The organism is Pseudomonas putida (genome assembly GCA_041879295.1).
GTDB classification, from domain to species: Bacteria; Pseudomonadota; Gammaproteobacteria; order Pseudomonadales; family Pseudomonadaceae; genus Aquipseudomonas; species Aquipseudomonas putida_Y.
Genome location: CP047152.1, coordinates 3078496 through 3092353 on the forward strand (window position 1 = coordinate 3078496; position 13858 = coordinate 3092353).

The 13858-nt window shown below is 57.7% G+C and carries 16 protein-coding genes and 5 pseudogenes; 18 read left to right on the plus strand and 3 right to left on the minus strand.

Annotated features, from left to right (window positions below; translation table 11 throughout):
- Positions 1-2: 2 nt before the first annotated feature.
- The 5 genes and pseudogenes from GST84_13960 to GST84_13980 all read left to right on the plus strand — a co-directional run bounded on the left by GST84_13960 (position 3) and on the right by GST84_13980 (position 3730).
- The gene (locus GST84_13960; GenBank protein XGB13401.1) at positions 3-344 is read left to right on the plus strand and encodes a hypothetical protein; all 342 of its coding nucleotides are present in this window, start codon (positions 3-5) and stop codon (positions 342-344) included.
- Between the two features lie 213 nt (positions 345-557).
- Positions 558-1649: pseudogene (locus GST84_13965) on the plus strand (hypothetical protein).
- Positions 1630-2007, plus strand: coding sequence for a hypothetical protein (locus GST84_13970; protein XGB13402.1), 378 nt, complete (start codon positions 1630-1632; stop codon positions 2005-2007). Before GST84_13965 ends, GST84_13970 begins: the two are co-directional and overlap by 20 nt.
- A 3-nt stretch (positions 2008-2010) precedes the next feature.
- A pseudogene (locus GST84_13975) lies at positions 2011-3093 on the plus strand (hypothetical protein).
- Positions 3092-3730: pseudogene (locus GST84_13980) on the plus strand (transglycosylase SLT domain-containing protein). The pseudogenes GST84_13975 and GST84_13980 overlap by 2 nt, the downstream one beginning before the upstream one ends.
- 43 nt (positions 3731-3773) lie before the next feature.
- On the opposite strand, the gene GST84_13985 reads toward GST84_13980, so the two are convergent.
- Positions 3774-3980: a hypothetical protein gene (locus GST84_13985; protein ID XGB13403.1), complete on the minus strand. Its 207-nt coding sequence runs from the start codon at positions 3978-3980 to the stop codon at positions 3774-3776.
- Between the two features lie 363 nt (positions 3981-4343).
- On the opposite strand from GST84_13985, the pseudogene GST84_13990 reads away from it, so the two are divergent.
- Positions 4344-4535: pseudogene (locus GST84_13990) on the plus strand (class I SAM-dependent methyltransferase).
- A pseudogene (locus GST84_13995) lies at positions 4531-4857 on the plus strand (hypothetical protein). Before GST84_13990 ends, GST84_13995 begins: the two co-directional pseudogenes overlap by 5 nt.
- A 228-nt stretch (positions 4858-5085) precedes the next feature.
- On the opposite strand, the gene GST84_14000 reads toward GST84_13995, so the two are convergent.
- Positions 5086-5388, minus strand: coding sequence for a hypothetical protein (locus GST84_14000; protein XGB13404.1), 303 nt, complete (start codon positions 5386-5388; stop codon positions 5086-5088).
- A 162-nt stretch (positions 5389-5550) separates the two neighbouring features.
- On the opposite strand from GST84_14000, the gene GST84_14005 reads away from it, so the two are divergent.
- The 10 genes from GST84_14005 (at position 5551) to GST84_14050 (ending at position 11859) form a co-directional block, all read left to right on the plus strand.
- On the plus strand, positions 5551-6261 hold the full coding sequence (locus GST84_14005; GenBank protein ID XGB13405.1) for a hypothetical protein: 711 nt from the start codon (positions 5551-5553) through the stop codon (positions 6259-6261).
- Complete coding sequence (locus GST84_14010) at positions 6254-6838, plus strand: hypothetical protein (protein XGB13406.1); 585 nt, start codon at positions 6254-6256, stop codon at positions 6836-6838. Before GST84_14005 ends, GST84_14010 begins: the two co-directional genes overlap by 8 nt.
- Positions 6839-6842: 4 nt before the next feature.
- Positions 6843-7100 carry a hypothetical protein gene (locus GST84_14015; protein ID XGB13407.1) on the plus strand — a complete coding sequence of 86 codons (258 nt, stop codon included), beginning with the start codon at positions 6843-6845 and terminating at the stop codon, positions 7098-7100.
- A 44-nt stretch (positions 7101-7144) separates the two neighbouring features.
- Positions 7145-9391 carry a hypothetical protein gene (locus tag GST84_14020; GenBank protein XGB13408.1) on the plus strand — a complete coding sequence of 749 codons (2247 nt, stop codon included), beginning with the start codon at positions 7145-7147 and terminating at the stop codon, positions 9389-9391.
- Positions 9388-9603 carry a hypothetical protein gene (locus GST84_14025; protein XGB13409.1) on the plus strand — a complete coding sequence of 72 codons (216 nt, stop codon included), beginning with the start codon at positions 9388-9390 and terminating at the stop codon, positions 9601-9603. The genes GST84_14020 and GST84_14025 overlap by 4 nt, the downstream gene beginning before the upstream one ends.
- 171 nt (positions 9604-9774) lie before the next feature.
- Entirely contained in the window at positions 9775-10047 is a 273-nt protein-coding gene (locus tag GST84_14030) for a hypothetical protein (protein XGB13410.1), read from the plus strand.
- A 316-nt stretch (positions 10048-10363) separates the two neighbouring features.
- Complete coding sequence (locus tag GST84_14035) at positions 10364-10552, plus strand: hypothetical protein (GenBank protein XGB13411.1); 189 nt, start codon at positions 10364-10366, stop codon at positions 10550-10552.
- Positions 10553-10717: 165 nt separating this feature from the next.
- On the plus strand, positions 10718-11095 hold the full coding sequence (locus tag GST84_14040) for a hypothetical protein (GenBank protein ID XGB13412.1): 378 nt from the start codon (positions 10718-10720) through the stop codon (positions 11093-11095).
- Positions 11096-11097: 2 nt separating this feature from the next.
- Entirely contained in the window at positions 11098-11361 is a 264-nt protein-coding gene (locus GST84_14045) for a hypothetical protein (GenBank protein ID XGB13413.1), read from the plus strand.
- 207 nt (positions 11362-11568) lie between these two features.
- A complete protein-coding gene (locus GST84_14050; GenBank protein XGB13414.1) occupies positions 11569-11859 on the plus strand; it encodes a hypothetical protein in 291 nt (96 codons plus the stop codon).
- Positions 11860-12430: 571 nt separating this feature from the next.
- Here the strand turns inward: GST84_14050 and GST84_14055 are convergent.
- A complete protein-coding gene (locus GST84_14055) occupies positions 12431-13132 on the minus strand; it encodes a DNA-binding protein (protein XGB13415.1) in 702 nt (233 codons plus the stop codon).
- A 176-nt stretch (positions 13133-13308) separates the two neighbouring features.
- On the opposite strand from GST84_14055, the gene GST84_14060 reads away from it, so the two are divergent.
- Positions 13309-13647: a hypothetical protein gene (locus GST84_14060; GenBank protein ID XGB13416.1), complete on the plus strand. Its 339-nt coding sequence runs from the start codon at positions 13309-13311 to the stop codon at positions 13645-13647.
- Positions 13648-13858: the final 211 nt, after the last annotated feature.

A 13858-nucleotide genomic window follows, 5' to 3' on the forward strand; every position in this document is an offset into this window, starting at 1 on the left:
CCATGAATTGGCAAGACAAACTGCGGCAGTGGGATTGGGACTTCGGGGTTGTATGGGACTGGTTTCTCGATATTACCCAGTTCCATGTGCAGCGAATCGGTTGGCCCGCTTACTTGGCCATCGCTGCCGTGATCATCTGCCTCGGGCTTGCTTTCCAGCCTACTCGCGGCCTGACCTCTCTGCTGATTAACGCCTTCGTCCGCATGATTTTCACCTACGTACAGATCGTGCTGTCGTTGGTGACCGTGCAGTTGTTTGGATTCCTGGGCAAGGTGCTGCTTGCACAATTCCATCGAACCAGGCGCTGGGTTGGCCAGCTGTTCGACGAGAAAAAAACCTCTTAACTCTCTGCTCCCCTCCCCTCGGGCCGGCCCAAAGCCGGCCTGTCACTACCGACCCTCAAAAAAGGGGCACTCACTTTCCACTATTTGGGAAAGGAGGGCCCTTTATGAACTTTCACGCATGGGCTTTAGGGATCGGGTATCTGGCGGCCATTGCCGTTCAGCCAGCAATTGCTGAATCCGACCCGTACGTAATCGATCAGCGCGATCCCCGGTATCACCGGGCGGACCATCAACCCCATCTGTATCAACCCGTTCTGGATCGGTAAAAACGACGACGGCAACAACGAAATGCCGACGTTGGAAGACATGTTCTTCATTGCTCGCATGCTGGTGATGATGATCACCTCCAGCGCTGCAGAGCAGTCCAAAACATCGGTCATTACCCCAGTGACAGTGCCTCTGCTGTATCAGGCACTCAACGAGTTCTATACCGACTGGGTAGCTACCAAGCCGAAGGACGAACCTCGTTTCAGGGACTTCATCCCTTACCTCGACAAAACTGAGTTCACTGAACAGTCGGGCAGATCGCTCGTCCAGGCGCTCACCCTCTATTACGGGGCCGGGCCATTTGCAGCTCTCTTTGACGGTTTCCTGCAGGTCCAATGGGAGAACGACTTTACCGTTCTCGAAACCCAGCGGATGGCAAAGTCTCCAGCCCTACCCGTAGTCACTCTGGCCCTGTTCCGCCAGATCGACTTGTACTGCAAGTTCAAGCTTGAACGTAGCCGCAAGAAGATCGTGGCTGTCGACGAAGCGTGGGCAACCCTTTCTGACCCGACTGCCGCATCGGCGCTCTCCAGCTTCTATCGAGAACTCCGCCGCTATGGTGCCGGCTGCTTGCTGATTTCTCAGACCGTGAAGGACTTCGTCAACCTGATCCGTGCTGAGTCCGGTGGGAATGGCGAGTCACAGGACGGCATCCTCGAGAACACAAGCCATTACTTCTTCCTGGCCTGCTCGCAGTCAGACTACGACATCGCGAAGGAATTCCTCGCATTTACTGCCGAGGAGATTGAGCTTTGGCGATCGCTTGCATCTCTGCCCCCGCTGTACAGCGAAGTCTTTTACCGGATGCGGACAACCAAATCCGAATACTACAGCGGTGTCTTCCGGCTCTTCGCCAGCCCCATGGCGCTTTGGATCGCCTCGTCCCATCCGGACGACTACCAAATGCGCGAGCGCAAGACCCAGGAGCTTGTGCAGAAGCACTCCATCTCCGAATCAAAAGCTCGCCAGAAGGCAATCTCCGAGCTCGCAAAATCTCACCCGTATGGTGCTCGATACCATGTCAATCAAGCTGCTTAAAACCCTCGCGGCGGTAGCCGCACTCGCCTCGCTCGCAGCTTGTTCGTCGAAGTACGAACCGCGCGAAACGATCATCGAGGAGCAGGCCAAGCCTATTAAGCCCCTCTACGCCCCCAAAACCGAACTCGAGCGCCGCGCGTACGAGGAAGGCGTCACACAGGTTCTCACAGATCTGAAGGGAAAGATGCGTGCACGCGATCGGTTCACCTGGGACCCGCCGGTCATTCAGTGCGGTGTTGACATTCCTGCACGGGTGCAAAACGGAATGCTGGTCCCGGGCCACAAGGAATGCGTCCAGATCGCTCCAGGTCGCTGGACCGAAGAAGCACCAACCTATCTGCCGGTATTGGGAAATTAAGCCATGAGCAACAACGAAGAAAAACCTTCCCTGAAGGACCTCGTCAATAAGATCAGCTCGGGGGTTGGCAACCTCGCACGTAAAAAGCCAGGACAGGACAGCGCCAGCCAAGGCACAGAGCCCACCATTGACCTTGGTTCGGCGGCCGCGAAAGAGTCGCCTCAAGCCGACGCACACGGCGACGAACTGGAGCCCTTGGAACCGATCATTGCGGAAGATGATGATCAGAAACCCAAGAAGACCAACAAGCTTTCCCAACTCACGATGGGGCAAAAGCTGATTGCAGCGATCCTGGTCGTGGGGCTTGTCCTCTTCGCCAAAGGTCAGATGGAGGGTTCCAGTACAAGCCAAACGCCTTCTGAGAATGAAGCAGCCCAGGAGACCCCTACCTCCAGCGAGGAAGGAATGGCTTTTGGCACAGAACCCGCCGATCACACCCAAGCAGAACCTGGCGCCCAGGATGATCTGTCTCTGCCTATTGATGGTCCCGGTCAAACTTCGAGCAGTCTCAGTTCGGAACCAGAGCCATTCCAAAAACCAACTGAAATCAGTTCGGCTCCTCCAGCATTCGGTGGGCTGGACCAGCCATTGAGCGAGGCGGCACCCCACACCACCGCATCCCCTGACCTGGGTGTCTCTGCTCCTGCTCCTGCTCTTGCTCTTGCTCCTGCCGCGGAGCCTTTCTCGCCGCATGAGGATTCGCCGGCAAATCCTTTCGGTGCTCAAGCACCAATAGCAAGCCAATCTGGGCCCGCAATTACCTCTTCGATTGGCGCGGAAAAGCAGCCCCCCGTTTTCGCTGGAACCCCCAGCGTCAACCCGGATAGTGCTCCCGTAAAGGAAGCGCCGAAAAGCAATGAGGCTTTGACAAAGGCTAACGCTGACATTGCCGCTCAGGCTGAAAAGATCTCAGCCCTCGAGCAGAAGCTCAGCAAGATGGAAGCCCAACTCAAAGCTGAAAAGGCCAAGCAAACCAAACCGGCTGTTCAGCAACGCATCACCAAAGCGCCGACAAGAACCCCAGTGGCGAAGTCGTCGCCAGTCGCGATAAGCAAGGCTCGTCCGCGGATTTGTGTGAAAGCAGTACCTCATCGACGCTACGGCAGCCAGATACGGAAATGATCGACTCGTGTTCCGGGCAATGGTGCAGAAGGAATCCAGAAAACAGCCGTGGGTATTCAACGTAGACGGCGAAGGTTTTTGGTTCCAAACCAAAGACCAGGCCGTCAATGCCCTGTGGGCGCTCACCTCCGCACCCTGGCTTGTAAAGATCATCCCGGACAAAAACTCCAAAGCAATACGGCGGTTCTTCCCATCTGAACGAGCTGCAATGAGTTTCGCCAATAGCTATCAGCGCAGCAGACAGGCCCAGGGCTTCCCCGCTCTCCTTCAACGAATGGATGACGCGAAAGAAGTCCTCGATGGGCAGCTGCGCGTGCGCAAAGTCTGGCTACTCAATACCGATCTCGGAATCGCGCAAATCAACTACCGCTTTCACGGCAAGGGCAAGGCCTCTGTCCAGCAGTGGCTCGATCCTGCTTTCAATCTTGACTACGCAGCCCGCCATCTCACGGACCTGAAAAAGCGGTACGGATCAGATCTTCAGGCGGTCGGCTACTACCACTCCAAGACCAAAAAGTACCGCGACATTTACATGAAAGAGTTCATGCCGATCTATCACGAGGAGAGAGCCCGTGCGGGTATTTCTATTGCTGCTAAGTAGCCTGCTGATCAGTACCTCACTGAACGCAGCGGAGAAAGGTCCTTCAGAGGATCAGCGCGTCGGCGAAGGCCTGGTACTCATGCTCAAAGGGGAAAATCAGAAGGCCTGGGACCTTCTTTTCCCCGAAGCCAAAGCAGGCAACGTAACGGCGATGTACCACCTCGGGATGATGATGATGCGGGCAACAAATACCCCGGATCATTTGCAGAGGGCAAAGACCTTCTTCGAGGCAGCTGCCAAGCGTGGCCATGCATCTCGCTTCGCAACACTTCGATCTGCGTATAGAGGTAACGCTGACCGTCACGGTCTTTGCGAGCCACCGCGGCTTCCAACCTGCGGTTCAGGATTCCAATCGCGCCAGCGCACAGGGCCACGACGGTGCCGTGCCTATAGCTGCTCCTGATGAACTCCAGGAATCCGGCCTCGCTTTTCAGTGCTGATTTCAGATCAATCCACGGCATAGGAAATCTCCCCTATTGATTCCCCGAGGCTACTCCACTCCTGAGGAGGTACATGCTCAAAGGCTACGGCTGATTTCCGGATCGCAGATGGTGGCACGGGAGGACCAGCCCGATTCTTGCCTCAATTGATCAACGAACAGGCACTTGAGGCGATGAGCACGCATAACACACAGATCGAACTCGGCCAGTACCCAACCCCGGCCTGGGCTGCAGCCGCGATCGTACGAAAGAACTTCAGCCACCTCAGCGCCAAGGATTTCGTCCTTGAGCCAACGTGCGGCCCAGGGCGCTTTCTGCAAGCGGTTCCCCAATATGTGCCGGCGCTGGGGATAGAGATCGAACCGCAATAGCACGATCGACGAGGCTGAGCCTTACGACTTCGATAGCAGCGCGTTCAATACCTGCATTGGGGGCTGGATGGATGAGGATTACCGCCAGACACGCAAATGGATTACCAAGCCTCAATTCGTGCCGGTGACAGTCGATCCTCTCCCTGAGAAGTACACAGAGTTTGACCATGCTGGCCAGCGCTGGTCATTCAACCGAGATGAACTCTCCATGCTTGAGAGCGAAGACAGCTGCTTCCACTTTGTGGCGTATCACTTGCTGTCCGAACCGACGACTGAATCGGTGATCGCTTTCATTGAATCGAATGGGTTGGGTTAACTCTCACCCCCATAACCCTCCGCAGGACAAGCATTTCGAGCGAGTGGATTAGGACACTCGCTTTCCCCCTCAAAACTCTCATCAAGCGAATTTCAGCCGGTCGCTTTCGTTGGTAGCCAAATTTCGGTCGCGGGACAATCCGGGTCCATCTTTGGAGAAATCCCGTGCTCAGACGACACCGAAAACACCTCGGCGTGTTCTTGATCCTGGCGACTGTGGCAGGAGTGATCAGCTCCTGCTGGGGTATTGGCACACCTCAACCAAGCCGACCATGCGGAAGACTACGAGCGTACCGTCCTGGCCTTGCAGTCCGCTGAAGCGGAACGCGATCAATTCAAAGCCGAGCTTGAGCGGCTTAAAGATCAGGCGCCCGTTGCATTCATGTTCAGGGGGGCCGACGGCCGTCTTCGTATGGATGCTTGCCGCCACAAACCCAACGAACCGGGATGGGAAGGCGTCTACGGAGAATCCAGGCCACCCCGACACCACGCCCGACAATCTGATATCGCCGCGCGAACGCACGGAGGACATCAGCCGACTTGAACGCTCAGGCGTGGAACTGCATTGCTGGTCAAGTTTCCCCTGGCAGAAGCCCAGCCTGCCTGAGCAGGGTCTGGTTCTGGCACACCCCTAGGGCGACGATGATTGCTTCCGTGAAATCCCATTCCTCCAATTTTTCAGGAACTGCTAGCGATGAGCATCGAAGCGAAAAGCACCATACCGGCGTCCCTCATCCATCAGCCGGAGGTTCTCGCGTACCTCAACTACCACAAGCAGGACGTCGCCGGCCTTTCCTTCTCGCCCCTTTCGGGGCAGTGCAAGCAGCTGATGGCCGTTGAGCAGTACCACCAGAGTGTGGATGCTCTGACGGCCCAGCTGGACATAGCTTTGCAGGACCTGGCTACGGCTCAAGCCGAGCTGCAGCGTAACAAGGTCACCATTGCTGGGATGAATGAGGCCCATGCGAAGCTCGCAGGGATGTATGAGGGGGCTCTCTCGCAGATCAAGACGCTTACTGCCTCGCCCACCTTCAACCTGTGCCGCTGCGGCGATCAACGTCTTCCGGCCGTGACCCTGGAACGCAACTCCCTGGGACCTTTTTGGAAAGCTGCATGCCCGGCCTGCAAGCATTCGGTATCGACCTTCACCGAGCCAGGCCTCGTCCAACTGTGGAACGCACTGTCCAAGGTGCCCCGGCCCATGCCTGAACCCACCGACGTGGAAGGGCATGTCGGTTTGGTCACCTACACCGCCTTCTGGCACACCTACGTGTCCGGCTATGAGAATGGAAAGCAGGACACAAGAACTAGCAACTGTACGAAGTACAACCCCAGCGGGGCAGCTCACAAGTCCATGGCCCTCCTTGCCAGCCTGGCCCAACAGGAGCAGAACGCCCATGAGTGAGACCCGGCACAACCTGAGCACATCGGCTGGCGGCCGCGGCTACCTGGTGGATTACTTCCAAACCAAACTCGGACGCTACGACTTCACCCGATACATCCGCGATCGCCTGGCTGCTGATTTCGCCTGCATTTTGTCCCAGCACCTGAAAAAAGAGCAGGCCGAAACCGACACCATGCGCGCGGATCGGACGGCAGGCTGGCGTTGCTTCCACTGTGGCGAGCACTTCCTCGACGAGGCCGCTGCCGCCCTTCATTTCGGCACTCATGAGATGCAATCGCCGGCCTGCCTTATCGACGTGGCGGAGTACCGCGAGATGGAAGCACGTCTGCGCAGCTACAACGACGAGGATGCCGAAATCCACCGAGCAATGGCGCGCCAGCGAACCCAACATCAGATCGAGCTTCGCCGTGCTGAAGAGCAGGGCTATTCCCGGGGCCTTAAGGACGCTGCGGATGCCATGGAGCGCCAGCAAAGCTTGCATCAAATTGAGCTAAGCCGCGCTGAAGGGCTGGGCTATTCCCGGGGCCTCAAGGAGGCCACGGGGGCGATCCTCGACAAGCAAATGCAGGAGGACTAGCCAGATGAGCCGGATACAAACCGCCGAAGACAAGATCGCCAAGGTGCTGGACTCGTATCACGCCTACCTGAAGGAATGGAAGTACGACGAAAAACAGTCCCTCTTTTCTTCTGGCGGGTGGGTATTCAAGGGCAAGAACCACACCGCCCACGAAATGAACAGCAAGATCCTCGCCCGCCGAAATCAGGGCGTGCAAAAGATCCTCAAGATCACTTCCGAATCGAACGCCGGCACGGCTGACACCTCGCTCTCTGCAGAGTAACAGGCACGCCAGCATCTCTTCATTCCCAATCTCGTGGAGCCAACATGTCTTTCATCCCATCCCCCTCGAAATCCGGTGGTCGAACCGAAGCCGACGCAACACCGCAAGCCATGGGCCTTGCGATGAACGGCTATGAGATCCGAAATGCTCTGGAGTTCCTGGCCCCGGAGCGCACCCCTGAACAGATGAGTCATCGACTGGTGATCGAACTGCACTCCGAATCTCAGGAGATCCGCTGTCCTGAGTCCGGCCTTTACGCGCGCCACGAGAGACTCCCAGAGGACATCGCCATCTACCTGGTTGACCATGAGCCCGCCCAGGTGCTGCCCACCCAGGGTATGGCGCCGTACGACAAGGACGATCTCGATGCTGACGATCAACCCCGGCATGTACCCAGCCTCGTGCTGAACGGCTATCAGTTGCTGAACGCCATCGAGTTCCTGGCCCCGGACAACACTCCTGAGCAGTTCGAGCAGACGCTGGTGATCGAGCTGCATGAGCAGGACGAGGACTTCCCTGTGGCAGGCTTGTACGCCTACCACGATGAGTGCCCTGAGGAAGGGGCAATACTGCTGCTCGAGCACCAGGAAGGAGTGCTGGCCGGAGGTAGTCAAGAAGAGACCTACGAGACCAAGATTGCGAACACCCTCGAGCTGGTGAAACAGGCTGCAGATGCCATCCAGGTTTTCACCGGGCACGACAGCAGCGCGAATCTGCGGCACCACTATGGCGAGAAATGGTGGGAGAAGTTGGACGACTTGCGTGACAAACTGCGCGCAATCGGGAAGAGCCTCCCGCTCGCCCACTCCGACCAGTTGCTGGCGCTCGACAAGCAGTGCCGGGATGATGTCGGTCGCGCGTTGGGGCTCATCCCTTCGGAAGATCGTGGTTTTGCTTGGTCCTATCTGCTTGCCGCAATCAAAAAAGTAGTGGGCTCACACGTCCTGTCCTCGATCAAAACGGCAGTTGAGCAACCTGGCGCGCATGAGGCAGTTCAGGATCAACGACCTTCTGATTGGTCGTGCTTCGATCCAACGTTCGTCATCGAGTATCTGCGCGAGAGCAGCACCTTCGATGCTGACCTCATCGGGAAAATGTTGGAGTACGCCACTCGCCCTGTCGAAGCCGGGCAAGCCTCCCCTAGCCCTGTGCTTGGGTGTGACTACCGAGGCAAACATTTCGGAGCGCCGTACCTGGATGCTCAATGCCAGAATGGCTACCTCTGGGACGAAGATAGCTGCGATGAGCCTGGGGGGCCGCTGCTCAACGGCGGTGATATTCCGTGCCCCAAATGCAATGCCGCGGAGTACGCGGAATATCTGCGCCTGGACGAGGACGACAATACCAGCCCGGTGCCTGTTGGCGATATCGAACTGGCACGCAAGCTGTTCGAAGAAATGGCACTCATTGCGGATGACGAGAAATGCATCCACATGCTGGCCGGCGCACTTTCCAAAGCACAGCCCCTGGCACCCCGCGACGATATTCTCTCCCGAATGAGCGAACTGGAGTCCGTCGCCAAAGAAGGCAGGCCGAAGAAGATCGTTGTCCGACTGAAGCATCCCGACAGCGAACCCACCGGTTGCAGCAGCCTGCTCAACTACCACGAACCGACGCGCCAGCAGTTGATTACTGCCGGTATCCCGCTGAGTCGGCACACTCGGAATCCTATCGTTAGTTTCGGGATGATCGGGTGCAAGACGACGGCCGATGGTGTTATCGAATACACCTGGGGGGAATCCCAGGAGGTCCTGCTCGACAAATCCATCCCGACTGTAGACATGACACGTCCGGCCTGGCTGATTCCGGAACTCAAACCTGACGTTGTGGGTGCTCTGCTGCTGGGAGGAATCAGCGGCTCGGAGTACGGCGACAACGACATTCAGGTTGATTCCAAGGTCGTCGAGCGGCTCCAGGCCGAACGTGTAACCACCGAAGGCGATGTAGTGGTCGAGCTGGTAACTGCCGACCAGTACAAGCGCGACGTCGCTGGTCTGCAAGCACGTGTGGATCTCTTCGACCGGCTGGCGGTCGCTAACAAGGCCCTTGCCGACTCGTTCCAAGCTGAACGGGACACTGCACTGGCCAGCCAGGCGGCTCAAGTCCGCGTGATCCCGGCAAACTGGAAGATCGAGCGTACCGGCGAGCGCATCATCGTCCAGCACCTGCACAACGGTGCCGGCTATGCCGCCTCCCGTGCGGGTGAATCCGGCATTGCCGAGGCGGTACTGTTCCTCCTCGCTTCCGACCTGGTTGGTGATGGCGTTGTCGCCCAGGAGGACGAGGCATGAAGCGCCGTCCAACTGGGTTCGTTGCGACCTGCCAGTGCGGCGTTGCCATTGGTGCGATGGACATCAATCGCACTGAGCGAGCGGATGCGGGCAGGCTGCTCGGCAAATGGCTGTACGACGGTTGGACCGTCGAACCGCGCTTCGCCGGCACCTGGTCCGCGGAAATCGGTCCGTGTAAGTGCCCCAAGGCAGAAGGAGACCAGCATGAATAAGGTGCAACGCTACAGCGTGGACGGGTAATGAACAGCTTCTTCGTCGACTTGGACAGGTCATCGCCTGGCAATGCTTCGGCGACTGCAGGATGTTCAGCGAAGAAGCAGTGCTGACCCCTGCGGAGGTCATTGCAGAGCTGGACGCTGTACTGAAGGGCGCGGAGTCCGGCCATGCCTGAGAAGCTGAAGCCGGTTTGTCATCGTGCGTTCTTCCTGAGCGCTCCCCAGCACTGGGGACCATGCAGCAAGGAGCACCATGACATGGTCAAGGCCAACCCAAAGGAATGGCCTGATTATGAGGTGCAGGAGCTTTACGTCCTTCCTGCGAATCATGTGGTCCTACCGCGGGATCTGCTGGAGCGCATTGCCCACGACGATGAAGGCATGTCCGATCTAGCCGACTTTGAAGAGTTGAAGCGGCTCCTTCGTCTCCGGCAACCGTAACCCCGACCTCCAAATCCACATCCTGGGCGTTATTGTCCAGCACACCCCACCAGGAGAAGCACCATGGATCTTGTTCAACTGCTTGACGCGATCCGCGCTTACTACGGCGATACCAGCCGCAGTCGCGAGGCCACCCGCGAAGGTCTTGAAGAGGCCCAGAGCGAAATCGAAACCCTGATCGACAGTTTGGCTGACTAGACAAAGCCTACCGGTGGCTTCTGGCACGCACTGATCAAATAGAAGATGGGCTGAAGTCATAACGCTCCAGGAGAACCCCGACAGTGCATCAAACCCCTGAAACCGCCCCCTCACGGCCATGACGGAGTCCCAAGTGCTGGCATGGATCGACGAGCAGACCTGCTATTCGGACCTGCACAAGCCTACCCCGTCGAACTTGCTGTATTTCGCACGCGCCAGGGGGAATGCCAACCTGACGGACATCGATGAACGCCGGTGGGTGCTATCCCATACCCCGGCCGGATATGAGTTGAAGTGCCTGGACTAACGCCTTCCCCGCCTGAGCCTGCCAGGTAAAACAGGCCCGATACCCTTGGCAGTTCGTCACGGCTCTGCCAGGGGGCATCGGAGAGAGAGTTGAATCGCGGTACCAGCTCGTTCTCCCATGCAGCCCGGAAAATTAGTTCGCCCCGCAGGGCGTAATGGAGCCCCTATGGCATTCGAGTACGTGCGCCAGCACTATCAAGTCCCAGCATGCGTTGGCCGGCGCGTTACCGCTTACGGTGAACCAGGCACGATCATGGCGGACCACGGCCATTACATCGGCGTGGTTTTGGATAGCGACCCGAAGAAGCGGATTCGGAATTACCACCCCACGGACGAGATGGTGTACGGGGAAGTTACGAGTGACCTCCCCCTCCGCCAGTTTGAAGTCCTGATCTGGGGGAGGAATTGGTGGGATTCTGCACGGCAAACCATGCAAGTTTGGGCTGCCAACCACGCCCAGGCCAAATACAAGGCGTACCAGGAACTGGATGACTGTTTCGAGGACGCAACTGCGATGTTCGGCTTCAAAGCCCGGCTGGCCTGATCATGGAAGTCAACGCGCGCGAATGCGAGGCGGCAGGGCTTGATCCGAAGGAGGTCCGCAGGATAGCTGCCGGTCTGAGCCGTTATGCCCGCGAGGCTGCAGCTCTGGGGTTGGAGATCTTCGGCGGTTCAGGAACAGGTGACCTTCGTACCGAGGCAGACGCCCGACGCGCAGGACTGATTCTGGCACGCCTGGATGGATCGTTTAATGGTGGTGACGGTGCATCGGATTACGACGAGGACGGACTTCTCCGGGGCGAAAGCTGAGTACCGCGCGCCAATCAGAGGACATGTGCATGAGTGATGCAGCCAAGACTCTGCTCCATCAAGTGAAGGGCTGGCGCTCCGGCGGTTGCGCCGATGAGCCGACCCGAGGCTACGCATTCCACGCAGCACGTACTTGGGCACAGGCGATCATCGCCGGAGCCGAATAACGAACCGCTCTGTTCAGGAGCAACCAGAGAGAGACCCGATATGGAACAGCTGACTATCGATGGAAACCCGGTCGAAAAGACAATCAACCTTCGTTGTTTCCGAGTGGACGACCATGACTACTACGCCGCCGCCGACGAGGCCGAAGCCCTCCGGCTGCACTCCGACCTGACGGGCATTGACTGTGAGGAAGTCGACAGTTGCACCGAGGTTGTCGGCGATCTGCTCGACAAACCATGGCAGGAAGAAGACAAACCAGGTGTCTCTGTCGGTACGCTTCGGCAATGGCTGGCCGAGGCCAGGGAACCTGGCTGGCTGGCCGGTACCGAGTAAGGAGCCGGTCATGACCACCGAAACCCATCGGGACTATCCCTCACCGCCGACGAACTCGCTGACATGGACATGACTGAGCAACAGTTTCATGACCACGTAGGGGCAGCCTTGGATGACGCGCAACCCGATCTGCCCGGGTTCAATGTCGAAGTAGACATCCAGGACTGACCTATGGCCGCCAAGCAAGAGAAGTCGATCGCTTTCGAAGCAGGCCGCCAGGCCTACCACTGCGGGGTACCGCTTGAGCAGAGCGCACTGCGCATCGGCAGCGCCCAGTACGAAGATTATGTCGACGGCTACGATAGCGCGAAGTCAGCCACCTCAAAGCGCAAGCAGTAATTCGTGGCGACCGCTTAACAAAAGCCCCCTCAAGACTGAGGGGGTTTTACGTTATGAAGCCATGCTTCCCTTCCGATTTCGCATGCGAAACTGCCAGCAGGGCTCCCAGAACTCAATTTCAACCCAAATATCAAGCGCAGGGATAGTGGCACCACTCTGGACTGAACTGCAAAGACCAACGCCAGCAAAAAGCCCCTGCTACGCAGGGGGCTTACCTCGCAGTAACTTGAATTCAAACCAACGGATCTGATGCCGGCGGATCAGCAAACAAAGAGGGCTGCTCTTCAACTGACATGCCTTTCGAAACTTGGAAGTGAATCCCGTCGTAGATAGCCTGAGCCTTTTTCGGACCTATCCCCTTCACCGCACACAACTGTTCCACCGAGGCATTGATCACCGCATGTACGGAACGGAAGTGCTCGAGCAGTTTGCGCGCGGCTACTGGGCCACAACCATTCAAACCCTCCAGAGTGAACAGAGACTGGCCAACGCCGGCCGGCACCTTACCTTTGCGAGTGGCAGGCACGTAGTCGAGTCCATCCTGCTCGTGCTTGGCGAGCCGGTAGATCATTCCGGCCGCACGCCTGGGGGCCTTGTACCAGAGCACCGTCTGTTGGTGCACCACTGCCAGATAACTCAGTGCTCCATCCAGTGCATCAGGATGAATCTGGGCCCTGGTGGAATAGACGTCGCCTTCAATTAGCCAGATTCGGCGCTTGAAGTTCATCATCATCTTGCTGGACTGGTTGATGAATCTGCCATCGGTAACGCTCATGCAGAAGTCGATGGCGGTTTTCCGCTCCAGCACTAGATCGGCGCTCAGGACGTAGTCCCCAACCTCCAGGTTCACGATTTCAACCTCTGCGCCCATCTCGCGCAGGGCATCGGGAATACGTGAAGGGATTTCCCGGGCGTCCACAAAAATCTTGACCATTGCCTTTCCTGACCGAATTCGGGGATCGACCTCAATATAACGGGTGACTCAGTTCTGGCCACGTCGAAACACTGCCCTGGAGAGCAGGCCCGATATTTCTCAGGGTAAGGGGTGGCGGCACACTCTCATCGCTGTAAAGATCGCTTCATCAACCAATACGCGCTTTGGAGAGCCCCATGAACACCCTGACTTCCCCTGTGGAACAATTGGCCAATCTCGGCTACGACCTGGTCAATGGTGTCGTGCGCTTTGAGGCCGCGATGTCGATGGACGCCTCGATCATTGTCCGTGACGAAAATGGCAATGACCTGCAGATCAGCAGCAACGAAGGCAAGCTGGTTGTGGGCGCTGCCGTTGCAAAGCAAGGGCTGACCGTACCCGCCATGATGGTACGCCGCAATGATCGGCAACCCTGCGACAGCAAAGGTGGGAGGAGCGTGACTCCGGCTCATGTCTCCAAGAAACCCAATGTGCCGGTGGACATGCTGCGCCTGCTGGCACGCATCCAAAAGTAATCCGGTCTAGGACTGGAACCGGCCTGGCCAAACCCATCATTCGGTACAGGCACCCCTGGATGGCCACCGCTACGCCTATGGAACCCTGGCAGAGGATTACCTAGGCGAAGACGTGATCACCAAAGTCGTGTTCTTCAACGGTACCACCCAGATTGTTGGCCGGTGCAACGTGAACATCAACAAGGGCCAGATGCCCAGTGCCCTCGAGCTT

Coding starts and splice junctions, on each gene's coding strand:
- GST84_14005 (XGB13405.1), top strand. CDS start 5,551: ATGAGCATCGAAGCGAAAAGCACCATACCGGCGTCCCTCATCCATCAG.
- GST84_13960 (XGB13401.1), top strand. CDS start 3: ATGAATTGGCAAGACAAACTGCGGCAGTGGGATTGGGACTTCGGGGTT.
- GST84_14035 (XGB13411.1), top strand. CDS start 10,364: ATGACGGAGTCCCAAGTGCTGGCATGGATCGACGAGCAGACCTGCTAT.
- GST84_14015 (XGB13407.1), top strand. CDS start 6,843: ATGAGCCGGATACAAACCGCCGAAGACAAGATCGCCAAGGTGCTGGAC.
- GST84_13970 (XGB13402.1), top strand. CDS start 1,630: ATGTCAATCAAGCTGCTTAAAACCCTCGCGGCGGTAGCCGCACTCGCC.
- GST84_13985 (XGB13403.1), bottom strand. CDS start 3,980: ATGGCCACGCTTGGCAGCTGCCTCGAAGAAGGTCTTTGCCCTCTGCAA.
- GST84_14020 (XGB13408.1), top strand. CDS start 7,145: ATGTCTTTCATCCCATCCCCCTCGAAATCCGGTGGTCGAACCGAAGCC.
- GST84_14055 (XGB13415.1), bottom strand. CDS start 13,132: ATGGTCAAGATTTTTGTGGACGCCCGGGAAATCCCTTCACGTATTCCC.
- GST84_14060 (XGB13416.1), top strand. CDS start 13,309: ATGAACACCCTGACTTCCCCTGTGGAACAATTGGCCAATCTCGGCTAC.
- GST84_14045 (XGB13413.1), top strand. CDS start 11,098: ATGGAAGTCAACGCGCGCGAATGCGAGGCGGCAGGGCTTGATCCGAAG.
- GST84_14000 (XGB13404.1), bottom strand. CDS start 5,388: ATGTCCTCCGTGCGTTCGCGCGGCGATATCAGATTGTCGGGCGTGGTG.
- GST84_14030 (XGB13410.1), top strand. CDS start 9,775: ATGCCTGAGAAGCTGAAGCCGGTTTGTCATCGTGCGTTCTTCCTGAGC.
- GST84_14050 (XGB13414.1), top strand. CDS start 11,569: ATGGAACAGCTGACTATCGATGGAAACCCGGTCGAAAAGACAATCAAC.
- GST84_14040 (XGB13412.1), top strand. CDS start 10,718: ATGGCATTCGAGTACGTGCGCCAGCACTATCAAGTCCCAGCATGCGTT.
- GST84_14010 (XGB13406.1), top strand. CDS start 6,254: ATGAGTGAGACCCGGCACAACCTGAGCACATCGGCTGGCGGCCGCGGC.
- GST84_14025 (XGB13409.1), top strand. CDS start 9,388: ATGAAGCGCCGTCCAACTGGGTTCGTTGCGACCTGCCAGTGCGGCGTT.